Here is a 24,766-nt window from a genome sequence, read left to right as displayed (position 1 = left end):
CCGAGAGATTACAGATTCCGCAGCGCGGCGACTACTGCGTCGCCCATTTCTTGCGTACCGACCTTGGTGCAACCCTGGGACCAGATGTCGCCAGTGCGCAGGCCCTGGTCGAGCACCAGGCTCACGGCCTGCTCGATGGCATCCGCGGCGTCGGTCAGGTTGAAGCTGTAACGCAGCATCATCGACACCGACAAAATGGTCGCCAACGGGTTGGCAATGCCCTGCCCGGCGATGTCCGGCGCCGAACCGTGGCACGGCTCGTACATGCCCTTGTTGTTGGCATCCAGGGAGGCCGACGGCAGCATGCCGATGGAACCGGTGAGCATCGAGGCCTGGTCGGACAGGATGTCGCCGAACAGGTTGTCGGTGACGATCACGTCGAACTGCTTCGGTGCACGCACCAGCTGCATGGCGGCGTTGTCGACGTACATGTGGCTCAGCTCGACGTCCGGGTAGTCCTTGGCGACTTCTTCGACGATTTCACGCCACAGCTGGCTGGACGCCAATACGTTGGCCTTGTCCACCGAGCAGACCTTCTTGCCACGCACACGGGCCATGTCGAAACCGACACGGGCGATACGGCGGATTTCACTCTCGCTGTACGGCAGGGTGTCGTAGGCCTGACGCTCGCCATTCTCCAACTCGCGCACGCCCCGTGGCGAGCCGAAGTAGATACCGCCGGTCAGTTCGCGGACGATCAGGATGTCCAGGCCCGCGACGATTTCCGGCTTCAGGCAGGAAGCGTCCGCCAGTTGCGGGTAAAGGATCGCCGGGCGCAGGTTGCCGAACAGGCCCAGTTGCGCACGGATCTTCAGCAGGCCGCGCTCAGGGCGGATGTCACGCTCGATCTTGTCCCACTTCGGGCCACCCACGGCGCCCAGCAGCACGGCGTCGGCTGCGCGGGCACGCTCCAGGGTTTCGTCGGCCAGAGGCACGCCGTGCTTGTCGATGGCCGCGCCGCCGATCACGTCGTGGCTCAGTTCGAAGCCCAGGCTGTACTTGGCGTTAGCCACTTCCAGCACCTTGACCGCTTCGGCCATGATTTCCGGACCAATGCCGTCGCCAGGGAGAATCAGAATCTGCTTGCTCATGCGTTCCTCATTTCATCAAGCGACCCGCCCGTGGGCAGGTCGGGAAAAATTAATCAGCGTTCGGCCCACACCACCAGCACGTCGGTGCTGAAGGTGCCGTCGGCTTGAATCTCGAAGTAATCGCGCACTTCCTGGCCCATTGCCTTTTGCAGCTCCAGGATCGCGGCACGCAATACCTCTGGGGTGCGCATGCGCTCGACCCACGAGGTGTATTCCAGGCGCAGGCGCTGGCGGCTGCTGTTGCGCACATGCAAACCGGCTTCGCTGAGCTGGCGCATCCACTCGCCGGCGGAATAGTCACGCACGTGGCTGGTGTCGCGCAGCACTTCGACGGTTTGCAGGTAAGTGTCCAACAGCGGGCTGCCCGGTGACAAGACGTCCACGAAAGCGGCCACGCCGCCCGGCTTGAGCACCCGGCGCACTTCACGCAGGGCCAGGCCCAGGTCGCTCCAATGGTGCGCCGAGTAGCGGCTGAACACGAAGTCGAATTCGCCATCGGCAAACGGCAGGCGCTCGGCGGCGCCGTGCACGGTGCGGATGTTGTCCAGGCCACGGTCCACGGCAGCGGCGGCGACCACGTCAAGCATCTGCCGGGACAGGTCGTACGCCACCACTTCCTTGACCAACGGTGCCACGTTGAAACTCACATGACCGGCGCCGCAACCCAGGTCCAGCAGTCGTGCAGCGCCCTGCCCGGCCAGTTCGGCCTGGAGCAGCGCGAACTCGGTGCCTTGAGCATGTACTGCGCTGCTCAGGTAGGCCGAGGCCTGTTCGCCGAATTGCTTTTGCACGACTTGGGTGTGGGCGGTGCTGGTCATGATGATGTCCCTGGTTTTTGTGTTGCTGTTGCTGGCCCTTTCGCGAGCAAGCCCGCTCCCACATTCGACCGAGTTCCTTCAGTTGAAATGCAATCAAATGTGGGAGCGGGCTTGCTCGCGAAGGGGCCAGTCCGGTCTACATGGAATCAAGCGTCGCGAAACAACCAAGGCTGGCTGGCCCGGTGTTTGGTTTCAAACGCGGCAATCGCATCGCCGTCCTGCAAGGTCAGGCCGATGTCGTCCAGGCCATTGATCAGGCAGTGCTTGCGGAAGGCGTCCACTTCAAAGTGATACACCTTGCCGTCCGGACGGGTCACGGTCTGCGCCGCCAGGTCGATGGTCAACTGGTAGCCCACATCGGCTTCCACCTGCTGGAACAACTCATCCACTTCGGCATCGCTCAAGATGATCGGCAGCAAGCCGTTCTTGAAGCTGTTGTTGAAGAAGATGTCGGCGTAGCTCGGCGCGATGATGCTGCGAAAGCCATATTCTTCCAGGGCCCACGGCGCGTGCTCACGGCTGGAGCCGCAACCGAAGTTTTCCCGGGCGAGCAACACGCTGGCACCCTGGTAACGCTCGGCGTTGAGCACAAAGTCCTTGTTCAGCGGGCGCTTGGAGTTGTCCTGGTAGGCGTAGCCCACGTCCAGGTAGCGCCACTCGTCGAACAGGTTCGGGCCAAAACCGGTGCGCTTGATCGATTTCAAGAACTGCTTGGGAATGATCTGGTCGGTGTCCACGTTGGCACGGTCCAACGGCGCGACTAAACCGGTGTGTTGAGTAAAAGCTTTCATCGGGTATTCCTCAGATCAATTCGCGAACGTCGATGAAACGACCGTTGACGGCAGCCGCAGCAGCCATGGCCGGGCTGACGAGGTGGGTACGGCCACCGGCGCCCTGACGCCCTTCGAAGTTACGGTTGGAGGTGGACGCGCAATGCTCGCCCGACTCCAAACGGTCCGGGTTCATCGCCAGGCACATCGAGCAACCCGGCTCGCGCCATTCAAAACCGGCTTCGAGGAAAATCTTGTCGAGGCCTTCGGCTTCAGCCTGGGCCTTGACCAGGCCCGAACCTGGCACCACGATCGCCTGCTTGATGGTCGAGGCGACTTTGCGGCCCTTGGCGATCACCGCCGCAGCGCGCAAATCCTCGATCCGCGAGTTGGTGCAGGAGCCGATGAATACGCGATCCAGCTGGATGTCGGTAATCGCCTGATTGGCTTTCAAGCCCATGTACTTCAAGGCGCGCTCAATGGAACCACGCTTGACCAGGTCGGTTTCCTTGGCCGGGTCCGGCACGTTCTGGTCAACGGCCAACACCATTTCCGGCGAAGTGCCCCAGCTGACTTGCGGCTTGATCTGGGCGGCATCGAGGGTAACCACGGTGTCGAACACCGCATCGGCGTCGGAAACCAGGTCTTTCCAGGCTTCGACAGCGGCGTCCCAATCAGCACCGGCCGGTGCGAACGGGCGACCCTTGACGTAGGCAATGGTCTTTTCGTCCGCCGCCACCATGCCCACGCGGGCACCGGCTTCGATGGACATGTTGCAGATGGTCATGCGGCCTTCGATGGACAGGTCGCGAATCGCGCTGCCGGCGAATTCGATGGCGTGGCCGTTACCGCCGGCAGTGCCGATCTTGCCGATCACGGCGAGGACGATGTCCTTGGCAGTGACGCCGAAAGGCAACTCACCTTCCACCGACACCAACATGTTCTTCATTTTCTTGGCGACGAGGCACTGGGTGGCGAATACGTGCTCCACCTCGGAAGTGCCGATGCCATGCGCCAACGCGCCAAACGCCCCGTGGGTAGAGGTGTGGGAGTCACCGCAGACCACGGTCATGCCAGGCAAGGTGGCGCCCTGCTCCGGGCCGATCACGTGGACAATGCCCTGGCGCACGTCATTCATCTTGAATTCGGTGATGCCATATTCGTCGCAGTAATCATCGAGGGTCTGCACTTGGAGGCGCGACACGGTGTCGACGATGGCGTCGATCCCGCCTTTACGCTCCGGGGTGGTCGGCACGTTGTGGTCCGGGGTGGCGATGATCGAGTCGACGCGCCAAGGCTTGCGCCCGGCCAGTCGCAGGCCTTCGAACGCTTGGGGCGAGGTCACTTCATGGATGATGTGACGGTCGATGTAGATCAGCGACGACCCATCATCGCGCCGTTTCACTTCATGGGAATCCCAAAGCTTGTCGTAAAGCGTTTTGCCGGCCATCACGCGGTCCTCATCAGGTGTTTCTATGCCCCGGGCCTTGAACGATTCAATAACCCTTTGGCTTGTGAGGCTGATGGTATGGCGCTACATTAAATAACTCAAATTCATATTTTTTATGCTTTGGATTACCAACTGGAATAGCACAATGGACCTGGCCAACCTCAATGCCTTTATCGCCATCGCCGAGACCGGCAGCTTCTCCGGTGCCGGTGAACGCCTGCACCTGACCCAACCGGCCATCAGCAAGCGCATCGCCGGCCTGGAGCAACAATTAAAGGTGCGCCTGTTCGACCGGCTGGGGCGTGAAGTCGGCCTCACCGAAGCCGGACGGGCGCTGCTGCCCCGGGCGTATCAGATTCTCAATGTACTGGACGACACCCGCCGCGCCCTGACCAACCTGACCGGCGAGGTCAGCGGTCGTCTCACTCTGGCCACCAGCCATCACATCGGCCTGCACCGCTTGCCACCGGTCCTGCGCACGTTCACCCGGGAATACCCGAACGTCGCCCTGGATATTCAGTTTCTCGATTCGGAAGTGGCCTACGAAGAAATCCTCCATGGCCGCGCCGAAGTGGCCGTGATCACCCTGGCGCCGGAACCCCACACGCTGGTGCGGGCCACCCCGGTGTGGGACGACCCACTGGATTTCGTGGTGGCGCCGGAACACAGCCTGATCAGCAACGGCAGCGTCAGCCTGGCGGACATCGCCCGGCACCCGGCGGTGTTTCCCGGCGGCAACACCTTTACCCACCATATCGTGCAGCGGCTGTTCGAGGCCCAGGGCCTGACGCCAAACATCGCCATGAGCACCAACTACCTGGAAACCATCAAGATGATGGTCTCCATTGGCCTTGCCTGGAGCGTGTTGCCGCGCACCATGCTCGATGACCAGGTGGCACGCATCGCTTTGCCGGGCATACAGCTCAGTCGCCAGCTAGGCTATATCGTGCACACCGAAAGGACGCTGTCGAACGCTGCGCGGGCTTTCATGAGCCTATTGGATGCACAGGTCGATCTGCCAGGGAATCAGGCTTGAATCGCCGTGGCCCGTAGACCGTGGAACCCGCGCCGAACGCCCATCGAGCCAAGGCCCTTTGAAAATGCGCAACCCCGTCGATACCGTGCCACCCCTGCCCCGCATCTACGCCCTGGACCCACAGGAGGCGGAGCAAAGCTGGGACAGCGCGCCGCAACTGCTGGCGGCGCTCAACGCTGCCCGGCTGGGCGCCTGGAGCTGGGAAATCGATACCGGCCGGATCAGCTGGTCCCGAGGCACTCAGGCCCTGTTCGGCTTCGACCCGCGCCAGCCGCTGCCTGAAGACCTGGAGTACCTGGACCTGCTGGCCCCCGAGGACCGCGCCAAGGTGGTCCGGGCCTTTCATGCGGTGCTGGCCGGCGAACCCGCTGTCCAGGCCATGCACCACCGTATCCAATGGCCCGATGGCAGCCTGCACTGGCTGGAAATCAACGGCAGCCTGCTACCGGACAAGGCCGGGCGTCGGCGAATGATCGGGGTGATCCGCGAAATCACCCACCAGCGCGAGCGCGAACACGCCCTCAGCCATTCGGAAAAGCGCTTCGCCACCCTGTTCCATTTGTGCCCGCTGATGGTCCTGCTGACCCGCCAGGCGGACGGCCTGATCAGCGAAGCCAACCAGTATTTCGAGAGCCTGTTCGGCTGGCCGTTGGCCGATGCCATTGGCCGCAGCACATTGGAGCTGGGCCTCTGGGTACACCCGGAACAACGCGCGCATCTGGTCAAGGCCACCCAGCGCAAAGGCGCCCCCATCACCATGGAAGTGCAGTTTCGCGCCAGCAACGGGCAGGTCCACGATGGCACCCTCAGCGCCCAGAAAGTCGAGCTGGACGGCGAGGACTACCTGATCAGCACCTTCCTCGACACCACCGAGCGCAAGAACGCCGAGCAGGCCCTCAAGGACAGCCAGGAACGCCTGGACCTGGCCCTGGACTCGGCGCAACTGGGCACCTGGGACTGGCACATCCCCAGCGGCATGCTCTATGGCTCGGCCCGCGCCGCCCAACTGCACGGGCTGGAACCCCAACCGTTCCACGAATCCTTCGAGGCCTTCTTTGAAGGCATGCCCCAGGAAGAGCGCGAGAGCATGCGCAACGCCTACCGCACCCTGCGCGAAGGCCCGGCGGGCAACTACCAACTGACCTACCGCGTGCAACTGGAAGACGGCAGTTCGCGCTACCTGGAAAGCCGCGCCCGCCTGTATCGCGATGACACGGGCGTACCGTTGCGAATGGCCGGGACCCTGCTCGACATCACCGACCAGGTTGAACGTGAGCAGCGCCTGATCGCATCCGAAGAAAAATTCGCCAGCCTGTTCCTCGCCAGCCCCGACCCTATCTGCGTGACGCGCCTGGAGACCGGCCAGTTTATCGAGATCAACCCGGCCTTCACCCAGACCTTCGGCTGGACCGCCGCCGAGGTGCTCAACAACAACGCCGAGCAGATCGGCTTGTGGGAGGAGTCCAGCCAACGCCTGCAGCGCATCGAGCAGGTGATCCGCGAACAATCCCTGAGCAACGTGGCAATCACCGTTCATCACAAGAACGGCCAGACCCTGAACTGTGTGATATCCAGCCGCCTGATCCAGGTCAGCGACCAACCCTGCATCGTCACCACCCTGCGGGACATCACCCAACAACAGCGCTCGGAAGCGGCGCTCAAGGCCAGCGAAGAGAAGTTCGCCAAGGCCTTTCATTCCAGCCCCGATGCGGTGTCGATCACCGAGCGCGATACCGGGCGCTACGTGGAGGTCAATGACGGCTTCTGCCGCCTCACCGGCTACCGCGCCGAAGAAGCGATCGGCCTGACGCTGTACCAGATCGGCATCTGGGCCGATGAAAACCAGCGCGCGGCGTTATTGGCCGAGCTGCAGATCAAGGGCCGCATTCATCACCTGGAAATGCTCTGGCACAACAAGCGCGGCGAAGTGCTGGCAGTTGAAGTGTCGGTGGAGCCCATCACCCTCAATGAAACCCCCTGCCTGTTGCTGACCGCCCGGGACGTCAGCCTGCTGAAAAACGCCCAGGCGCAGATTCGCCACCTGGCCTATCACGACCCGCTGACCAACCTGCCCAACCGCGCCCTGCTGATGGACCGCCTGAGCCAGCAGATCGCCCTGCTCAAGCGCCACAACCTGCGGGGCGCCCTGCTGTTTCTTGACCTGGACCACTTCAAGCACATCAACGATTCCCTCGGCCACCCGGTCGGCGACACGGTGCTGAAGATCGTCACTGCACGCCTTGAAGCCAGTGTGCGCATGGAAGACACCGTGGCACGCCTGGGCGGCGATGAGTTTGTGGTGCTGCTCAGCGGCCTGGAAGGCACGCGCCCGCAAGTCAGCACTCAAGTCCAGGAGCTGGCCGATACCCTGCGCGAACTGTTATCCGAACCGATGTTCCTGGATGGCCACCGCCTGCAAGTCACCCCGAGCATCGGTGTGGCGCTGATCCCCGATCACGGCTCAACCCCGGCAGATTTGCTCAAGCGCGCCGACATCGCCCTGTACCGGGCCAAGGATTCAGGGCGCAACACCATCCAGATGTTCCACAACAGCATGCAGAAAACCGCCAGCGAGCGGCTGCGCATGGAAACCGACCTGCGCCTGGCCCTGGCCCGCGGCGAGTTCAGCGTGCATTACCAACCCCAGGTGGATGCGCGCGGCAACACCATCGTCGGCGCCGAGGCCCTGGTGCGCTGGCAACATCCGCAGTTGGGCGCACAGTCCCCGACGGAATTCATCAAGGTCCTGGAAGACAGCGGCCTGATCCTTGAAGTGGGCACCTGGATCCTCGACGAAGCCTGCAGCACCTTCGCGCAGTTGATTGCCGAGGGCCTGGTAGACCCGCTGAACTTCAGCCTGTGCGTCAACATCAGCCCGCGGCAGTTTCGCCAGAATGATTTTGTCGAACGGGTAGAACGCAGCCTGCGCAACCACCACCTGCCTTATACCTTGCTGAAGCTGGAAATCACCGAAGGCATCGTGATCCAGAATCTGGACGACACCATCAGCAAAATGCGCCGCCTGAAAAAGCTCGGCGTGAGTTTTGCGATGGATGATTTCGGCACCGGCTATTCGTCGCTGACCTACCTCAAGCGCCTGCCGGTGGATGCGCTGAAGATCGACCAGTCGTTTGTGCGCGACGCCACCCATGACCCCAACGATGCGGAGATCATCCGTGCCATTGTGGCCATGGCGCGCAGCTTGAACCTGGACGTCATTGCCGAAGGTGTGGAAACCCCTGAGCAACTGGCGTTTTTGCAGGGGCTTGGGTGTCATTTGTATCAGGGGTATCTGCACAGTCGGCCCTTGCCGGTGGAAGGGTTCAGGCAGGTACTGAAGCGAATGCCCCAGGCCACTTCATCGGAATAAGTTGCACCGGATTTTCCTGATGGGCAGCTGCTTTTTGAGCCTGTAGGTTCAGGTGCTTTCCATTTTCGGACACACCTACCATGCAGGATGCAAAGCACTCCCCGGCGCTGCTGGGCGGCGCGACGCGTATGCCTGCGGTGCAACGGATGGTTGCCGTTGTTTGGCCGTCTCCCTTACCGTCACCCATTGATGGTAGGCCTCGTTGAGGTGACGTGCATGGCCGTTGTCCGCCAGGGACAACATGCCGAACAACTGGTCGCGATCATTGATTCCCCAGCTGCCGTCGAGATCAATAGGGGAAGGACCCGCATAGAAAGCCGGCTCGAGATAACCGGCGCCAGGGTTGATGGACACCATGGGAGCAGACAGGGCATACAGCCAATGCTGTTGAATTTCATCCATGACCAGGAGGTTCCAGAGTCGATGAGAGTAGCTGAGGCCAACTACGTATGCGGACACAGATTGCAAGGCATATGCAGCCGGCTACCATCGGACTTGTCTTTTCTGCGCGCAGAATAAAGACCACGAGATCTCGTGGCCTGTGTTTCTCAAACTCTGCACCTTTAAACCTAAACCAGCGTTAGCGCGGTGCCCTCTTCATCCATCCAGCTTGATGATTTCAGTGGGTGTTTATACCCGTAATCATCAAAAGCCCCATCAACGACGACAACAGAATGCATGAAGTTCGCCAACGTGCCGGTTGCACCATCTGCCAGCGCCTGGACGCTGCTGCTTCGGGTAAAGGCGAACAAACCCAGACGCCGCAGTGCATCACCGGGGGTCTCGCCATCATTGAGCGTGCTCATCGCCGCTTCAAAGCTCTCGCCGGCACGAAACTCGTGGTTCTCCATTTGCGCCCGCTTGGCGCTGACGGCGTACAGGAAATTCGCATCCTTGAGCAGGCCGGCGTCGGTGCCTTTGAAATTCGAGTGTTCCCGGGCTGTTTTCAGTTCTGCATGGGTCAAGCTGACCTTGCTGGAATCGCGCATCGTCACGGTGTAACCGTCGCGGGTCTCGGTGATGTTTTTATAGATGCCCCGGGGACTTTGCCCATACTTCATCATCGCCGCCTTGATCGCCGATACCGTGACACAGTTCCCCTCGACACCTTGATAGAATCCACTCCAGATATCCCCAGGCTTGACCCCGACCGGTACATTGGAAATAGGCGGGGGCCGCGAGCTTGAACCAACGGGCACTCCGTCCGGTACCTCCTCGGCGAGCATGTAGCCATAAGATTTGACGATAGATGGCTTGTCACCATTGCTGTGCTGCAGGCCATCCAGTACCAAGGCACTCGAATAGCCAAAAGTACTGACCACCCCCACCGCGCCCTGCTCCTGCATCTTGGCGGGTGGCACGATGCGCAAGAAGCCAGTCATGCCCAAGCCCTTCAACACGCGGTATTCCGTATCGCCTTTGAGCGTGTTCGATAAAACCTTTTGAAACGATGCCCCAGGGTCCTGGTCACCGCGGGTCATCTGCTTGCGCTTCGTGTACGCCGCCAGCATGAAGTTGGCCTGCTTCACCGCGTCGGGGTTGTTCCCAGCGAAACGCGAGGCCGTGGTCGCTTGCTGCAACTCTTGCCGGGAAAAATGCAGTTCGAAACCGTCCTTCATCGTGATGTCATAACCGTCTCCCGCCGGGGTGACTTTCTCGAACATATCCGTGGCGTCTGGACCAAACCTCATCATCATCATTTTTATGACGCAGGCATGGCTGCTGCCATCAACAACCTCACCGAATCCTCGCTCGGCCGCGTTAAATCCGCTGAGAATGTCAACGGGCTTGCGGCCACGCCGGGTGGACGGCGTATCGACGTGGGGAACATCGACCGGAGCAACCGGCACATCTCGCTTGACCGGCTTAGCCGTTTGCCCCTCCTTGTCCAGCACGTAGACGTAGGGACGGTCGGGGCGATATTGACGGTCAAACCGATGCGCCACCCCATCCCGAATCAACGCGGCACCGAAGTTATGCGCCTCCATGACGCCGACGGAGTTCCTGCCGACGAGTTGCTCCGAAGGGATCTGCTGCATAAAACGGCCCATGCCCATGCCCTTGAGCAGGTTCGATGCAGTCTCACCCTGTAAGGACGTGGTCAAGGCCGCGTTAAAGCTGCTGCTGATACGGCTGTCGGAACTGGACAATTGTTTGCGCTTGACGAAGACAGCCAATGCGAAATTCGCGTTTTCCACTGTATTGGCATCACCACCGACAAATCTCGACGCTGAGGCAGTGCCATGCACTTCATGATCGGAAACATGCAACTTATAACCGTCTTTCAGCGTAACGTCATACCCCGAGCCAACGCGCTTTACTTCATCAAATAGATCAGCGCGCGCAGGACCGAAGGTCGATATCATCATCTGGATAACAGCAGAATGGCTGCTCGTATCAAAATGCTCACCGAACTGTCGCTCGGTAGAATTCAAAGTACTTACACTGTCGACGGATTTATTTTCACCCCCGTATACACGCGCAGGATGATGGACCGCCGTACTCATTGCATAACCCGTATTCATCGTAATCATGGAGCACTCCTTTAAAGGGCGAACACACAATAGCCCGTGGTAAACGCTGCCACCTGCACGTTGCGTTCAGGCATAAAAAGAAAGTGCATGAACACGGCATACAGTATTTTCTGCACGCGATAAACTGCACTCAGTCAGATAATAAGTTCAACAAGATCTAGTTATAGATTTAACGTGTTGCGCAGCAACGATCATCTTCTTATTGTTTTATGGACGGCCCGTTAGCCAACCAATGCAATAGCCCGTCCAAACCGCGGTCTTCCCGCTTTAGTCCCATACATCTCCTCACACCCATCAACCACTGCTACAGAGTGCCTGCTCCTGTTGACCATACCGATCAATGATTTATCAGCAAACGCACTGACCGGAACTTCTTTCATATGCTGGCGCAAGCCCAGACGCTTGAAGCCTTCCCCGGGCCCCGTTTCGTCCTCACCGTCGTTGAGGCTGTTAATCGCGGATTGAAAGCTCCTGCCTGCAGTCCCGTCATTGTTTTCCAGCATCGCTCGCTTGGCGCTGACGGCAAATAGAAAGTGCGCATCCTTGAGCATGCCGGGATCGCGCATCGGGACAAACTTCGAGCCACGCCTGGCTTGGGCCAATTCATCCTTGCTCAAATCCAGCGCGTACCCGTCACGCATGACAATGTGATAGCCATCACCCTTGGCTTGAACAGACTTGAAGATATCGGTCGGGCTTTGACCGAACTTCGCCATCGCCGCCTTGATCGCCGAAATGGTCACGCAATTACCGTCAGGGCCCTGGCGAAAACCGTTCCATATATTTGCCGGCTTGGCGCCGTTGCGCTTATCGGACAGATCAGGGAGCGGCTGCTGTGCTGGATCCGGCAGGGGTGCATCCGGCTTGGGCAGCACTGCCGGCGGGGGTGCAGGCGTTACCTTGGTCGCCACTGTATTCGCCAGTTCCTTGCCCGCCAGCAGGCCTTGCAACTGTGTAAAAAACTGGGTGAACAGTTCGAGGAGCTTTGCTAACAGCGGGGTGTCGCTGGCTGTGTTCCCAACGGTACTTTGATCGTTATTACCGAACGATGAGAGGACCTGGTTATTAACGAATACCGGCTGCACGGGAACCGATCGTCCTGGTGTGTTGCCGGTTTGCGAATGTTGATAATAGTTTCTGACCGCGCCCGCATTATTGATTTCTGAACAAGACATATAACCATCCTTCATCAAGGGCCCCCGACGTTTTTTATCGGGAGCGCCTTGTTGAAAAAAACTGAGGAAGTGGCCGACTTACCTGCTTATCCGGCGGCCGGGATTAAACCGCCAGTCGTTGTCGAACGCTCGACGCCTGCCGCTGGTTTCGAACTCAAAGAAATCCTCAGACGGCCCTGGCGAAGTGATGTCCGGCTCCGGCTTATCCGGCTTCGGAGCATCTGGTTTAGGCGCATCCGGCTTCGGTGGGACCGGAGCGTCTGGCTTCGGCGGGACCGGTGCATCGGGCTTCGGTGGGACTGGCACGTCCGGCTTCGGCGGAACCGGTGCATCGGGCTTCGGCGGAACCGGCGCATCGGGCTTCGGCGGAACCGGCGCATCGGGCTTCGGCGGAACCGGTGCATCGGGCTTCGGCGGGACCTGTGCATCGGGCTTCGGCGGGACCTGTGCATCGGGCTTCGGCGGAACTGGCACGTCTGCCTTCGGCGGAACCGGTGCATCGGGCTTAGGCGGGACCGGCACGTCCGGCTTCGGCGGGACCGGTGCATCGGGCTTCGGCGGAACCGGCACGTCGGCCTTCGGCGGGACCGGTGCATCGGGCTTAGGCGGGACCGGCACGTCCGGCTTCGGCGGGACCGGTGCATCGGGCTTCGGCGGAACTGGCACGTCTGGCTTCGGCGGGACCGGTGCATCGGGCTTAGGCGGGACCGGCTTCGTTGCATCCGGGTGAGGGCAATGGCAGTTCATCACTTGGACCGTGACGTTCACGTCGGAACTGCTCCGGCTGTTCGGCTGCACGTCCTTGCCCGATGCGGGGTCTGGCCTGCGGGGCTCTGGCAGGGGTTTAGGCGTTACCTTAACCTGGGAACTCGGGACCGCTGGATTGTTTGCTGGCTTGTCTTTCTGTACCGACACCTCAGGGTTGGTACCGGACTTGTCCTTGAGTGCAGTGTTCAATACCGGCAAGTTGGTCTCGGCTTTGTCCTTGGCTACAGTGTTCGGCACTTGCGAATCAGTCCCCGCCTTGTCCTTGGCCGCAGTGTCCGGCACATTCGATTTACTGTCCGCCTTATCCTTCACCGGAGTATCGCTACTCTTCTCGGGTTTAGGCAGCGGGCCAGCATCGGGTACCAACTTGGGCATCCCGCCCTGTCCGGACAGCATGTTCCGTATGGCCTTGAATGCATATTCAAACAACTCGAACAACTTCTCGAGTGCATCCTTGTTGAAGGTGACGGTTCCATCCGTCACCACGGCGGGATTGTTTTTCAATACTGTGCCGGGCGTATTCGCCCGGATTTCGCCGGCGCTCTTGTCGACAGACTTTGGCAGGTCTGCATTCTGCTGATTGAAGTCATTAGTCAAGCGAGGGAAATTATTGACCGACAAATTAGACATAAACAAATCCTTATTCAGTGATTGCCAAAACTCCTTCAGCGGTCTGCAAACAGACCGTCCAGGTTCTGGACTGGAAACAAACCCGAGTGCTGCACACTCCCTACTTTCGTGGGTGTTGCGAGCATCGGGTTCCGAAAATCGGCCTTCACATAAGGAAATCAAATGAAAATAGAGACTTTATCCTATGGACTTTCCGTAAAACATCATGCTTACCCGGTGGTCGCCGTGGGCAAAATGGATATATCAGGCAACAGTCAGCCGTTAAGGCAAATTGATGAAATCACTCACCCACGCCAGTCATTCATATCTGTGTTATTGCGCGCGCCCCTCATACTCCAACTAACAAAACTTAAAAATATGCGCCGCTGACACCGCAAGACTCTGTAGCAAACAAGAAACTTGCTCACATATATAAAGCAACCAAAAAGCTCTAGCCACGTGCCCACAAACACTCGCTGTTAACGATCCGCGGCCTTATTTCAAGCAAAAAAAAGGGCGCCCACGGCACCCTTTCCTACTGGATTGAAACGCTTATATATATGTACTCAATTTTGCAGCGCAACCGAATCAGGCACCCCTAACAATCGTCCTACCTGCTCCAGGTCGGTTTCCCGCCGCATCAGCGTAAATAGTTCAACTGCTTCGGGATAGTTGCGGGTCAGCATCGCCAGCCATTGCTTCAAGCGTCCCGGCGCCTGGCGCTCGGTCAATTGCTCAACGGATTGCCGCCAGAATTCCTGGAGCATGGGTTGCATCTGCGCCCAAGTCATCTCGACCACCTCTTCCCCGGCCCGCGCGGCAGCAATCTGCCGGGCCAGGTCGGGACGGGCCACCAGGCCGCGACCGAGCATGATGTCTTCGACACCACTGATTTCGCGACACCGCCGCCAGTCTTCAACGCTCCAGATATCACCGTTGGCGAACACTGGCACCTTGACCACCTCTTGCACACGCGGGATCCACTCCCAGTGCGCCGGAGGTTTGTAGCCGTCAGCCTTGGTGCGGGCATGCACCACGATATGCGCTGCGCCGCCTTCGGCCAGGGCCGTGGCGCACACCAGGGCACCGTCGGGGCTGTCGAAGCCCAGGCGCATCTTGGCCGTGACGGGAATATGTGCCGGCACCGCACGCCGTACGTGTTCGACGATCTGGTTAAGCAGCTCCGGCTCCTTGAGCAGCACCGCACCGCCACGGGACTTGTTCACGGTCTTGGCCGGGCAACCGAAGTTGAGGTCAACCACCTGAGAGCCCAGCTCACACGCCAGGGCGGCGTTTTCCGCCAAACACACCGGGTCTGAACCGAGTAACTGCACACGCAGCGGCACGCCGGCAGCGGTCTTGGCACCGTGCAGCAACTCAGGGGCGAGTTTGTGGAAATAGGCAGGCGTCAGCAGGCGGTCGTTGACCCGGATGAACTCGGTCACGCACCAATCAATACCACCGACCCGGGTCAGCACGTCCCGCAGGATGTTGTCGACCAACCCCTCCATGGGCGCCAAAGCAATTTGCATGGAAAACACTCAACGAAAAACGTGGCGCAGTTTACTGGTTTCAGACGCTGGCAGGTAATTCGCCTTGCAGCGCAGGGCCATAACCCTCAAGAAATTCCGACGGCATGCGCTTGGGCTTGCCGCTGGACAGTTCGATGCAGACAAAGGTGGTTTGCGCTCGCAGCAAGGTAGCGCCATCACGCGGGCGTACCAGCTGGAAGCGTCGTGTCATTTTCAGGCGCTGGTCCCAGTCGACGATCCAGGTCGCCAACTGCAGTTCATCGCCCTCGTAACCGGCGGCGAGGTAATCGATCTCATGACGCACCACGGCCATCGCGCGATCCAGCCTGCGGTACTCGCTAAGGTCCAGCCCCAGGCGCTGGGAATGGCGCCAGGCGCAGCGTTCGAGCCAGGACACGTAAACGGCGTTGTTGGCGTGCCCCAGACCGTCGATGTCTTCGGCACCGACCTGCAGATCAATGATAAACGGCGTTGCCAAATCCCAGCCCATGGGGTGCTCCCGGTCGATTAATGTCGGCGGCGAGCAGTGTAACCCATGGCTCAGGCGGTTTGGCGCTCCGACACGTGGCGGCCGGCCAGCAGCGCCAGCACGCCTTCGATCACACGCGGATCCGCCAGCACTTTCTGGTGCCCGCCCTGCTCCAGGCGCAGCAGGCGGCTGTCGAACCAGGCGTCATGGATGACCTGGCAAGCCTTGACCGAGACGAAGGTATCGTCTTCGGCATGCACGATCAGGCCCGGGATATTCATTTGATAGTGGGCGACATCGAGGTGCTTGAGAGGCATGCCCATCGTCAGCTCGACCTCCTGGATAAACGCCGAACGCGCTCGCGCCGGCAAACCGACCATGCCGGCAAAGCCGCGCAGCACGTCGAGAAACCGCGAGGGTGCGGCGATGCTGACCAACGCCTTGGTGCGCAAGCCCAACTGCACCGCCAACATCGCGCTGGCCCCACCCATGGAGTGACCGACAACCGCATGCAGCGGTGGCAGTTCGGCAGCCGCTTCCAGCATGGCACGGGCAAACAGCAGCACATGGGCTTCGCGCCCCGGCGAACGCCCGTGGGCCGGGCCGTCCAGCGCAACCACCGAATAACCCGCGTCCACCAATGCGCTGATCAGGCTGGCGAATTGCGTCGGGCGCCCTTCCCAGCCGTGCATCAACAGCACCGCAGGGCCCTGGCCCCACTTCAGCGCCGACAGGCCGAAACGCAAAGTGATGCGCTCGGACTGCGCCAGCAGCGGCAGCTCCCAGTCACGTGGCGGCAAATCGCGAGGCGTCATGAACACCCGACGCATCTTGCTGGCCACCGTTTGCGGCGCCAGCCGGCCCAAGGTGCCATTGACGCCACGAATCCATTTCAACGTGCCCATCGCTCATTCCTCAGGCCAGAAGCCGTTTTTAACGCACTGCGGACTTGGCCGCACGCAACACACGGTCCGACAACTCACCCGGGCCCAGGGCGCGGGCCAGCGACAAGCCGCCGATCATCAGCGCCATGTCGGCCAGGGCCTTGTCGGTGTCTTCCGGGCTGGCGGCCAACTGTGCGGCCATCAGCTCGCAGTGTTCGTTCAAGGCCTGGCGAAATTCGTCCGGCAGTCGGCTCATCTCGCCCACGGTGGCCGGGATCGGGCACGCCTGGGCGGTAGAGTCACGGTGCTTGCGCGACAGGTAGAACGCTGCCACCAGGGCGCGGCGCTCTTCACCGGTCAAGGTCGAGTCCATGTCATCGATGGACGCGCGACGCCGGGCCAGCAACTCGGTGAAGGCCTCCAGCATCAGTGCGTCCTTGCTTTCAAAATGCGCGTAAAAACCACCGACGGTGAGCCCCGCCGCGCCCATCACTTCGCCCACACTCGGCTCGGCCGGGCCGCGTTGTACCAGGGCGGCGCCGGCAGCTTGCAGAATGCGTTCACGGGTTTGCGCTTTTTTATCGTTCATCGTTGCCTCCGAATCTCATGCTTCGAATATTATTACCATAATAATATTTCGCAAGCCACAGGCATGACCATTGGTCAGAAGAACATTCAGGGAAAAAGGAAGGAGGGTTGGCCAAACGCCAGACAAACAAAAGGGCCATTCAATAATTGAATGACCCTTAAAAATCCCGCAGAGCGGGTAATCGTGGCGTCCCCTAGGGGACTCGAACCCCTGTTACCGCCGTGAAAGGGCGGTGTCCTAGGCCACTAGACGAAGGGGACACAAACCTTCTGTACAACTGATCAGCGCTGAGAACTGATCGAATTCAAGGACGGTGTGGCCAGACCTTGAACCTGTAAATTGGTGGAGCTAAACGGGATCGAACCGTTGACCTCTTGCATGCCATGCAAGCGCTCTCCCAGCTGAGCTATAGCCCCGGATTTTTCGCCTCGCGGCGCAGCAGACCTTTCGAACTGCTTGTTGAAACTGGCGTCCCCTAGGGGACTCGAACCCCTGTTACCGCCGTGAAAGGGCGGTGTCCTAGGCCACTAGACGAAGGGGACACAAACCTTCTATACAACGTGATCAGGCTGAGTCTGATCGAATTCAAGGACGGTGTGGCCAGACCTTGAACCTGTAAATTGGTGGAGCTAAACGGGATCGAACCGTTGACCTCTTGCATGCCATGCAAGCGCTCTCCCAGCTGAGCTATAGCCCCTCGTCGGTGAGGACGGGGCGAATCTTAATGGCGTATTCGAAACGTGTCAAATTTATTTTCAACAATTTTCAAAATTTTTTGCCGAGATAACAATCACTTACCGAGCAAACCCCGGAAAACCGGGGTTTGGCCGTTACAACGGCGTGCTTAAGCGATAGCGCCCAGCAGCTTTTCCCATTCCTTGTTTTCTTTCTTCGACACACCACCAAGCAAATCAAGGGCTTGGCGCAGACGGAAGCGAGTCAGGTCCGGGCCCAGAATTTCCATCGCATCGAGCACCGACACCGAACTCGCCTGCCCGGTGATCGCGGCAAACATCAGCGGCATCGCATCGCGCAATTTCAGTTCCAGGGATTCAACCACCGCCTGGATAGTCGCGGTAATCGCATCCTTCTCCCACTGGCGCAGGCTTTCGAGCTTCCACAGGATCAACTGCATCAACTGGCGAACCTGGTCACCCGAGAGTTTCTTCGACTCAAACAGCTTCACGTCCGGGTTCACGCCACCGGCAAAGAAGAAACTCGCCAACGGTGCGACCTGGCTGAAGGTCTCCACCCTGCCCTGCACCAGCGGCGCGATCTTCATCATGTACTCGGGGTTCAACGCCCACTGCTGCACGCGGCTGGCGAACTCTTCCACCGGCAGGTCACGCAGCCACTGGCCGTTGAGCCACGAGAGTTTTTCGATGTCGAAGATCGGCCCACCCAGGGACACACGAGACAGGTCGAAGTGATCGACCATTTCCTGCAACGAGAACTTCTCGCGCTCGTCCGGCATCGACCAGCCCATGCGGCCCAGGTAGTTGAGCATCGCTTCGGGCATGAAGCCCATGCGCTCGTAGAAAGTCACCGAGGTCGGGTTCTTGCGCTTGGACAGCTTGCTCTTGTCCGGGTTACGCAGCAGCGGCATGTAGCACAGCTGCGGTTGTTCCCAGCCGAAGTACTCGTACAACAGGATCAGTTTCGGCGCCGATGGCAGCCACTCTTCGCCACGCAGTACGTGGGTGATGCCCATCAGGTGGTCGTCCACCACGTTGGCCAGGAAGTACGTCGGCAGGCCGTCGGTCTTCATCAGCACTTGCATGTCCATGCGGTCCCACGGGATCTCGACGTCACCGCGCAGCATGTCCGGCACCACGCACACGCCTTCGCTCGGCACCTTCATGCGGATAACGTGCGGCTCGCCGGCAGCCAGGCGCCGGGCCACTTCTTCCTTCGACAGCAGCAGTGCGCGGCCGTCATAACGCGGGGTTTCGCCACGGGCCTGTTGCTCGGCACGCATCTGGTCCAGCTCTTCGGCGGTGCAGAAGCACGGGAAGGCGTGGCCCATGTCGACCAGTTGCTGGGTGTACTGCTTGTAGATGTCGCTGCGCTCGCTCTGGCGATACGGGCCGTGGGGGCCGCCGACGTCCGGGCCTTCAGCCCAGGTAATGCCCAACCAGCGCAGGGCATCGAAAATCTGCTGTTCCGACTCGCGCGTGGAGCGCAGTTGATCGGTGTCTTCGATCCGCAGGATGAATTCACCGCCATGCTGCTTGGCAAAGCAGTAGTTGAACAAGGCGATGTAAGCAGTACCTACGTGGGGATCCCCAGTAGGCGATGGCGCGATGCGCGTGCGGACGGTGGTCATGGCGGGTCTCGAATTGGCGATAAAACTGAAAATGAAACAAGGGGCGAATGGTAACAGCCCCAAGCCCTTGGGCTCCAGCGTGGGGAGGCGAACAAAGGGCATATGAGACAAGCTCCGGTCTCAAGTCTCGACATGGCTATTTGCCAGACCGTTCGCTGGCTATATTCCATTACCTTTTGTCGACGACATCATCGCCATGCCTGCCCCGCTCAAACGCCGCCTGTTTATCTTCCTGTTTATCGTGGTCCTGATCGCCGCGGGCTTTTTCGCCCAGTGGTTCTTCAAGGGCCGTTTTTATGAAAGCACCGACAACGCCTACGTCCAGGGCGAGATCACCCGGGTCTCCAGCCAACTGGGTGCGCGCATCGTCGAGGTGCTGGTGGGCGACAACGAGCACGTGGAAAAAGGCCAACTGCTGGTCAAGCTCGAAGGCGACGACTTCCACCTCGCCGTCGACCGCGCCAACGCCGCCCTGGCCATGCGCGAAGCCGAGCGTGTGCAGGCCCAGAGCAAACTGACCCAGCAAGCCAGCCTGATCGCCGCCGGTGCAGCCAAGGTCTCGTCCAGCCAGGCCACCCTCGGCCGCTCGCAGATCGACCTGAACCGCGCACAAACCCTGCGCAAACCCGGCTATGTCTCCGAAGAACGGGTCACCACCCTCGACGCCGACAACCACATCGCCCGCTCCCAGGTGACCATGGCCCAGGCCGACCTGCAGGGCCAGCGCCAGCAGGTCAACGCCCTGAACGCCGAGATCAAGCGCCTCGACGCGATGATCGCCAACGCCAGGACCGACCTGGCCCAGGCCGAACTGAACCTGACCCGCAGCGAAATCCACGCGCCCATCAGCGGCCTGATCGGCCAGCGTGCCGCGCGCAACGGTCAATACGTACAGGCCGGCGCCTACCTGCTGTCGATCGTCCCGGACCAGGACATCTGGGTGCAGGCCAACTTCAAGGAAACCCAGATCGGCCAAATGCAGCCTGGGCAAAAAGCCGAGCTGACATTCGACGCCTACAGCGATACTCCAATCGAAGGCCGCGTCGCCAACCTGTTCGGCGCCTCCGGCGCGCAATTCAGCCTGCTGCCACCGGACAATGCCACGGGTAACTTCACCAAAGTCGTACAACGGATTCCGGTCAAACTGACCTTCGCCACCGACAACCCGCTGCAGGGCAAAATCCGCCCGGGCATGTCGGTGACGGTCAAAGTGAACATCCAAGACCCGCAAGATGGCCGGTGATCAACTGCTGCCGCCGGTAGGCGAACCGAGCCGGCGCGACTGGATAGCAGTCATGAGCGTAATGCTCGGCGCCTTCATGGCAGTGCTCGACATCCAGATCACCAACTCGTCCCTCAAGGACATCCAGGGCGCGCTGTCGGCCACCCTGGAAGAAGGTTCGTGGATTTCCACCTCCTACCTTGTGGCCGAAATCATCATGATCCCCCTCACCGCCTGGCTGGTGCAGCTGCTGTCGGCGCGTCGGCTGGCGGTGTGGGTCTCGGGCGGGTTCCTGATCGCCTCGCTGATGTGCTCCATGGCCTGGAGCCTGGAAAGCATGATCGTATTCCGCGCGCTGCAGGGTTTTACCGGCGGCGCGCTGATCCCCCTGGCGTTCACCCTCACGCTGATCAAGCTGCCCGAACATCACCGCGCCAAAGGCATGGCCATGTTCGCCATGACCGCCACCTTCGCCCCGTCCATCGGCCCGACCATTGGCGGCTGGCTCACGGAAAACTGGGGTTGGGAATACATCTTCTACATCAACATCCCACCGGGCCTGATCATGATCGCCGGGCTGCTGTACGGCCTGGAGAAAAAGGACTCGAACTGGGACCTGCTCAAAAGCACCGACTATCTTGGCATCGTCACCATGGCCGTGGGCCTTGGGTGTTTGCAGGTGTTTCTGGAAGAAGGCCATCGCAAGGACTGGCTGGAATCCAGCCTGATTGTCAGCCTGGGCACCGTCGCCCTGTTGAGCCTGATCACATTTGTGATCGTGCAGATGTCCAAGCCCAACCCGCTGATCAACCTGCGCATCCTCGGCAATCGTAATTTCGGGCTATCGAGTATTTCGAGCCTGGGGATGGGCGTGGGGTTGTATGGCTCGATTTATCTGCTGCCGCTGTACCTGGCGCAGATCCAGAACTACAACGCCCTGCAAATCGGCGAAGTGATCATGTGGATGGGGGTTCCGCAGCTGTTTTTGATTCCGCTGGTGCCCAAGCTGATGAAGTACGTGTCGCCCAAATGGCTGTGCACCCTGGGGTTCGGGCTGTTCGGGTTGGCGAGTTTTTCATCGGGGGTGCTGAACCCGGACTTTGCCGGCGACCAGTTCAACCGCATCCAGATCATCCGTGCGTTGGGGCAGCCGTTGATCATGGTGACAATTTCGTTGATTGCCACGGCATACATCATGCAGAAGGACGCGGGGTCGGCGTCGAGCCTGTTCAATATCCTGCGAAACCTGGGCGGGGCGATCGGGATTGCGTTGCTGGCGACGCTGCTGGATGCACGCACCAAGACCTACTTTGATTACCTGCGTGAGGCGATTGTGCCGACCAATCCACAGGTGGCGGAGCGCATGGCCAGGCTGACGGAGACGTTTGGGAGTGAGACGGCGGCGTTGGGCAAGTTGAGTGAGATAGCGCATCAGCAGGCGCAGATCATGGCCTATAACGATGCGTTCCATTTTGTAGGGTTGGCGTTGGGGATCAGTATGGTGGCGATCTTGTTGACCAAGGCGTTGCCGGCGGGGCTTAAGGCTGGGGAAGCCCACTGAAATAACCTGTGGCGAGGGAGCTTGCTCCCGCTGGGCTGCGAAGCGGCCCCAAAATTCTGGGAGCGCTCCGCACTCCAGCGGGAGCAAGCTCCCTCGCCACAAAGAGCTTGAAGATCGTTCCCACGCTCTGCGTGGGAATGCCTCACTGGACGCTCCGCGTCCGCTCTTGGGATGCAGAGCGTCCCGGGCTGCTTTCCCACGCAGAGCGTGGGAACGATCATCAGACCGCCAGTAACCGCTCCCGCAACTTGCCGATCTCATCGCGCATCTGCGCCGCCGCTTCAAACTCCAGATCCCGCGCCAACTGGTACATCTTCTCTTCCAGCTGGCGAATACGCTTGGTGATCTCGCTCGGCGAACGCAATTCCGCTTCGTACTTGGCATTCTCCTCCGCAGCCTTGGCCATGCCCTTGCGCTTCTTGCTGCGCGAACCCGGCACGGTCGCGCCTTCCATGATGTCGGCCACATCCTTGAACACGCCCTTCGGCGTGATGCCATGTTCCAGGTTGTAGGCAATCTGCTTGTCGCGACGACGCTCGGTCTCGCCAATCGCCCGTTCCATGGAACCGGTAATCCGGTCCGCATACAGAATCGCCCGGCCATTCAGGTTGCGCGCCGCCCGGCCAATGGTCTGGATCAACGACCGCTCAGACCGCAGGAAGCCTTCCTTGTCCGCATCCAGAATCGCCACCAGGGACACTTCCGGCATATCCAGGCCTTCACGCAGCAGGTTGATCCCCACCAGCACATCGAACGCCCCCAGGCGCAGGTCGCGGATGATTTCCACGCGCTCCACGGTGTCGATGTCCGAGTGCAAATAGCGCACGCGCACGCCGTGGTCGGCCAGGTAATCGGTCAAGTCTTCGGACATGCGCTTGGTCAGCGTGGTGACCAGCACCCGCTCCTCCAGGGCCACGCGCTTGGTGATCTCCGAGAGCAAGTCATCCACCTGGGTCAGCGCCGGGCGGATTTCGATTTGCGGGTCCACCAGGCCGGTCGGGCGCACCAGTTGCTCAACTACCCGCCCGGCATGTTCGGCCTCGTAGTTACCCGGCGTGGCCGAGACAAAAATCGTCTGCGGGCTGATGCCTTCGAACTCGTCAAAACGCATCGGCCGGTTATCCAGCGCCGATGGCAGGCGGAAGCCGTATTCCACCAGGGTCTCTTTACGGGAACGGTCACCTTTGTACATCGCGCCCACCTGCGGCACGCTGACGTGGGACTCGTCGATCACCAGCAAGGCATCGTCCGGCAGGTAATCGAACAAGGTAGGTGGCGCCTGCCCGGACTCGCGGCCCGAGAGGTAGCGCGAGTAGTTTTCGATGCCGTTGCAGTAGCCCAGTTCTAGGATCATCTCCAGGTCGAAGCGGGTGCGCTGTTCCAGGCGCTGGGCTTCCACCAGCTTGTTGTTGGAACGCAGGTATTCCAGGCGCTCCACCAGCTCAGCCTTGATGCCCTCGATGGCGCCCATCAGGGTTTCGCGCGGGGTCACGTAGTGGCTTTTCGGGTAGAAGGTGAAGCGCGGCAGCTTGCGGATCACCTCGCCGGTCAACGGGTCGAAGGCCGACAGGCTCTCGACTTCATCGTCGAACAGCTCGATACGGATCGCTTCCAGGTCGGATTCCGCCGGGTAGATGTCGATCACATCGCCGCGCACGCGGAAGCTCGCCCGGGCGAAGTCTATGTCGTTGCGGGTGTATTGCAGGCTCGTCAGGCGACGCAACAGTTCGCGCTGGTCGAGTTTGTCGCCGCGGTCGACGTGCAGCACCATCTTCAAATAGGTTTCCGGGCTGCCCAGGCCGTAGATGCACGACACCGTGGTGACGATGATCGCGTCTTTACGTTCCAGCAGCGCCTTGGTCGCCGAGAGCCGCATCTGCTCGATGTGGTCGTTGATCGAGGCGTCTTTCTCGATAAAGGTGTCGGACGACGGCACGTAGGCTTCCGGCTGGTAGTAGTCGTAGTAGGAAACGAAGTACTCCACCGCGTTGTTCGGGAAGAACGCCTTGAACTCGCCATACAACTGCGCGGCCAGGGTCTTGTTCGGCGCCAGCACCAGGGTCGGGCGGTTCACCTGGGCGATCACGTTGGCGATGCTGAAAGTCTTGCCGGAGCCGGTCACCCCGAGCAAGGTCTGGTGCGCGAGGCCGGCCTCAATGCCTTCGACCATCAGGCGGATGGCTTCCGGTTGATCGCCGGCGGGCTCGAAGCGGGTGACTAGCTGGAAATCCGACATAACGTACCTCTTGAGTCACCCCGAGGCCGGAAAAAGCAACGGGGACGAAAAAGACCGCGACCCGCGACTGTTCGGCGCAGGTTGCAGGAAAAAACCATGATAGCTGTAGAAGTGGAGGCGAATGTGACGGGTTTCAAGGCAATCGTCCTACATGCCGTTGGTCACCCATGTTGCAATAAGACTAACGGTCGGTAAATAAACCGAAAAACTTGGCCGAAAAGCCGTTTCGGCTGTCGCCGTGAGCAGTGATGGCCTCTATACTAGCTCCCCGTTTGTGCACCGCTCTAGTGCATTCGGCTGGAGCGCGACACGTCCCTCCACTCTCT

19 protein-coding genes and 4 tRNA genes are annotated in these 24,766 nt (G+C 60.3%); 5 read left to right on the top strand and 18 right to left on the bottom strand.

Features of this window, described 5'->3' with window-relative positions; translation table 11 throughout:
* Nucleotides 1-8 precede the first annotated feature (8 nt).
* The 4 genes from leuB to leuC form a co-directional block, all read right to left on the bottom strand.
* The gene (leuB, locus tag QF039_RS06770; protein WP_307517196.1) at nt 9-1,091 is read right to left on the bottom strand and encodes a 3-isopropylmalate dehydrogenase; all 1,083 of its coding nucleotides are present in this window, start codon (nt 1,089-1,091) and stop codon (nt 9-11) included.
* Nucleotides 1,092-1,144: 53 nt separating this feature from the next.
* Nucleotides 1,145-1,909: a class I SAM-dependent methyltransferase gene (locus tag QF039_RS06765; protein ID WP_177123249.1), complete on the bottom strand. Its 765-nt coding sequence runs from the start codon at nt 1,907-1,909 to the stop codon at nt 1,145-1,147.
* 146 nt (nt 1,910-2,055) lie between these two features.
* Nucleotides 2,056-2,700 carry a 3-isopropylmalate dehydratase small subunit gene (leuD, locus tag QF039_RS06760; protein WP_003212660.1) on the bottom strand — a complete coding sequence of 215 codons (645 nt, stop codon included), beginning with the start codon at nt 2,698-2,700 and terminating at the stop codon, nt 2,056-2,058.
* A 10-nt stretch (nt 2,701-2,710) separates the two neighbouring features.
* Nucleotides 2,711-4,129, bottom strand: a complete 1,419-nt coding sequence (leuC, locus tag QF039_RS06755) for a 3-isopropylmalate dehydratase large subunit (protein WP_008438759.1) — start codon at nt 4,127-4,129, stop codon at nt 2,711-2,713.
* Nucleotides 4,130-4,274: 145 nt separating this feature from the next.
* Between leuC and QF039_RS06750 the strand changes: the two genes are divergently transcribed.
* Nucleotides 4,275-5,165 carry a LysR family transcriptional regulator gene (locus QF039_RS06750; RefSeq protein WP_003212656.1) on the top strand — a complete coding sequence of 297 codons (891 nt, stop codon included), beginning with the start codon at nt 4,275-4,277 and terminating at the stop codon, nt 5,163-5,165.
* A 64-nt stretch (nt 5,166-5,229) separates the two neighbouring features.
* Nucleotides 5,230-8,535, top strand: coding sequence for a bifunctional diguanylate cyclase/phosphodiesterase (locus QF039_RS06745; protein WP_178912922.1), 3,306 nt, complete (start codon nt 5,230-5,232; stop codon nt 8,533-8,535).
* A 75-nt stretch (nt 8,536-8,610) separates the two neighbouring features.
* Here QF039_RS06745 and QF039_RS06740 read toward each other — a convergent pair whose 3' ends face one another.
* From QF039_RS06740 to QF039_RS06725, 4 genes are all read right to left on the bottom strand, one after another.
* A complete protein-coding gene (locus tag QF039_RS06740) occupies nt 8,611-8,937 on the bottom strand; it encodes a hypothetical protein (RefSeq protein ID WP_307517195.1) in 327 nt (108 codons plus the stop codon).
* 167 nt (nt 8,938-9,104) lie between these two features.
* Nucleotides 9,105-11,069, bottom strand: a complete 1,965-nt coding sequence (locus QF039_RS06735; protein WP_307517194.1) for a hypothetical protein — start codon at nt 11,067-11,069, stop codon at nt 9,105-9,107.
* A gap of 221 nt (nt 11,070-11,290) precedes the next feature.
* Entirely contained in the window at nt 11,291-12,244 is a 954-nt protein-coding gene (locus QF039_RS06730) for a hypothetical protein (protein WP_218180468.1), read from the bottom strand.
* A 78-nt stretch (nt 12,245-12,322) separates the two neighbouring features.
* On the bottom strand, nt 12,323-13,642 hold the full coding sequence (locus QF039_RS06725; RefSeq protein ID WP_307517193.1) for an adhesin: 1,320 nt from the start codon (nt 13,640-13,642) through the stop codon (nt 12,323-12,325).
* A 162-nt stretch (nt 13,643-13,804) separates the two neighbouring features.
* Between QF039_RS06725 and QF039_RS06720 the strand changes: the two genes are divergently transcribed.
* Complete coding sequence (locus QF039_RS06720) at nt 13,805-14,011, top strand: hypothetical protein (RefSeq protein ID WP_134326072.1); 207 nt, start codon at nt 13,805-13,807, stop codon at nt 14,009-14,011.
* 176 nt (nt 14,012-14,187) lie between these two features.
* On the opposite strand, the gene QF039_RS06715 is transcribed toward QF039_RS06720, so the two are convergent.
* The 9 genes from QF039_RS06715 to gltX form a co-directional block, all read right to left on the bottom strand.
* Complete coding sequence (locus QF039_RS06715) at nt 14,188-15,153, bottom strand: tRNA-dihydrouridine synthase (protein ID WP_003214454.1); 966 nt, start codon at nt 15,151-15,153, stop codon at nt 14,188-14,190.
* A gap of 40 nt (nt 15,154-15,193) precedes the next feature.
* Complete coding sequence (locus tag QF039_RS06710) at nt 15,194-15,643, bottom strand: thioesterase family protein (RefSeq protein WP_177009373.1); 450 nt, start codon at nt 15,641-15,643, stop codon at nt 15,194-15,196.
* A 50-nt stretch (nt 15,644-15,693) separates the two neighbouring features.
* Complete coding sequence (locus tag QF039_RS06705) at nt 15,694-16,527, bottom strand: alpha/beta hydrolase (RefSeq protein WP_177023163.1); 834 nt, start codon at nt 16,525-16,527, stop codon at nt 15,694-15,696.
* Between the two features lie 28 nt (nt 16,528-16,555).
* Nucleotides 16,556-17,095, bottom strand: coding sequence for a TetR/AcrR family transcriptional regulator (locus tag QF039_RS06700; RefSeq protein WP_177020869.1), 540 nt, complete (start codon nt 17,093-17,095; stop codon nt 16,556-16,558).
* Between the two features lie 184 nt (nt 17,096-17,279).
* Nucleotides 17,280-17,355 (bottom strand) — tRNA-Glu (locus QF039_RS06695).
* A gap of 80 nt (nt 17,356-17,435) precedes the next feature.
* Nucleotides 17,436-17,511, bottom strand: a tRNA-Ala gene (locus QF039_RS06690).
* 50 nt (nt 17,512-17,561) lie between these two features.
* Nucleotides 17,562-17,637, bottom strand: a tRNA-Glu gene (locus QF039_RS06685).
* Nucleotides 17,638-17,716: 79 nt separating this feature from the next.
* Nucleotides 17,717-17,792: transfer RNA gene (locus QF039_RS06680), tRNA-Ala, on the bottom strand.
* 147 nt (nt 17,793-17,939) lie between these two features.
* Nucleotides 17,940-19,421, bottom strand: a complete 1,482-nt coding sequence (gltX, locus tag QF039_RS06675; protein WP_102368519.1) for a glutamate--tRNA ligase — start codon at nt 19,419-19,421, stop codon at nt 17,940-17,942.
* 196 nt (nt 19,422-19,617) lie between these two features.
* Here gltX and QF039_RS06670 point away from each other — a divergent pair, with 196 nt between their 5' ends.
* Entirely contained in the window at nt 19,618-20,664 is a 1,047-nt protein-coding gene (locus QF039_RS06670) for an HlyD family secretion protein (RefSeq protein WP_307517192.1), read from the top strand.
* Nucleotides 20,654-22,204: an MDR family MFS transporter gene (locus QF039_RS06665; RefSeq protein WP_008438772.1), complete on the top strand. Its 1,551-nt coding sequence runs from the start codon at nt 20,654-20,656 to the stop codon at nt 22,202-22,204. Before QF039_RS06670 ends, QF039_RS06665 begins: the two co-directional genes overlap by 11 nt.
* A 220-nt stretch (nt 22,205-22,424) precedes the next feature.
* Here QF039_RS06665 and uvrB read toward each other — a convergent pair whose 3' ends face one another.
* Nucleotides 22,425-24,440, bottom strand: coding sequence for an excinuclease ABC subunit UvrB (uvrB, locus tag QF039_RS06660; RefSeq protein ID WP_003214470.1), 2,016 nt, complete (start codon nt 24,438-24,440; stop codon nt 22,425-22,427).
* Nucleotides 24,441-24,766 lie beyond the last annotated feature (326 nt).

Source organism: Pseudomonas sp. W2I6 (assembly GCF_030815935.1).
Lineage (GTDB): Bacteria > Pseudomonadota > Gammaproteobacteria > Pseudomonadales > Pseudomonadaceae > Aquipseudomonas.
This window is presented reverse-complemented; position numbering and strand designations above follow the sequence as displayed.

Bases quoted from the DNA above. Each gene is read 5' to 3' on its own strand.
- leuB (WP_307517196.1), bottom strand. From the start codon at position 1,091: ATGAGCAAGCAGATTCTGATTCTCCCTGGCGACGGCATTGGTCCGGAA.
- QF039_RS06765 (WP_177123249.1), bottom strand. From the start codon at position 1,909: ATGACCAGCACCGCCCACACCCAAGTCGTGCAAAAGCAATTCGGCGAA.
- leuD (WP_003212660.1), bottom strand. From the start codon at position 2,700: ATGAAAGCTTTTACTCAACACACCGGTTTAGTCGCGCCGTTGGACCGT.
- leuC (WP_008438759.1), bottom strand. From the start codon at position 4,129: ATGGCCGGCAAAACGCTTTACGACAAGCTTTGGGATTCCCATGAAGTG.
- QF039_RS06750 (WP_003212656.1), top strand. From the start codon at position 4,275: ATGGACCTGGCCAACCTCAATGCCTTTATCGCCATCGCCGAGACCGGC.
- QF039_RS06745 (WP_178912922.1), top strand. From the start codon at position 5,230: ATGCGCAACCCCGTCGATACCGTGCCACCCCTGCCCCGCATCTACGCC.
- QF039_RS06740 (WP_307517195.1), bottom strand. From the start codon at position 8,937: ATGGATGAAATTCAACAGCATTGGCTGTATGCCCTGTCTGCTCCCATG.
- QF039_RS06735 (WP_307517194.1), bottom strand. From the start codon at position 11,069: ATGATTACGATGAATACGGGTTATGCAATGAGTACGGCGGTCCATCAT.
- QF039_RS06730 (WP_218180468.1), bottom strand. From the start codon at position 12,244: ATGTCTTGTTCAGAAATCAATAATGCGGGCGCGGTCAGAAACTATTAT.
- QF039_RS06725 (WP_307517193.1), bottom strand. From the start codon at position 13,642: ATGTCTAATTTGTCGGTCAATAATTTCCCTCGCTTGACTAATGACTTC.
- QF039_RS06720 (WP_134326072.1), top strand. From the start codon at position 13,805: ATGAAAATAGAGACTTTATCCTATGGACTTTCCGTAAAACATCATGCT.
- QF039_RS06715 (WP_003214454.1), bottom strand. From the start codon at position 15,153: ATGCAAATTGCTTTGGCGCCCATGGAGGGGTTGGTCGACAACATCCTG.
- QF039_RS06710 (WP_177009373.1), bottom strand. From the start codon at position 15,643: ATGGGCTGGGATTTGGCAACGCCGTTTATCATTGATCTGCAGGTCGGT.
- QF039_RS06705 (WP_177023163.1), bottom strand. From the start codon at position 16,527: ATGGGCACGTTGAAATGGATTCGTGGCGTCAATGGCACCTTGGGCCGG.
- QF039_RS06700 (WP_177020869.1), bottom strand. From the start codon at position 17,095: ATGAACGATAAAAAAGCGCAAACCCGTGAACGCATTCTGCAAGCTGCC.
- gltX (WP_102368519.1), bottom strand. From the start codon at position 19,421: ATGACCACCGTCCGCACGCGCATCGCGCCATCGCCTACTGGGGATCCC.
- QF039_RS06670 (WP_307517192.1), top strand. From the start codon at position 19,618: ATGCCTGCCCCGCTCAAACGCCGCCTGTTTATCTTCCTGTTTATCGTG.
- QF039_RS06665 (WP_008438772.1), top strand. From the start codon at position 20,654: ATGGCCGGTGATCAACTGCTGCCGCCGGTAGGCGAACCGAGCCGGCGC.
- uvrB (WP_003214470.1), bottom strand. From the start codon at position 24,440: ATGTCGGATTTCCAGCTAGTCACCCGCTTCGAGCCCGCCGGCGATCAA.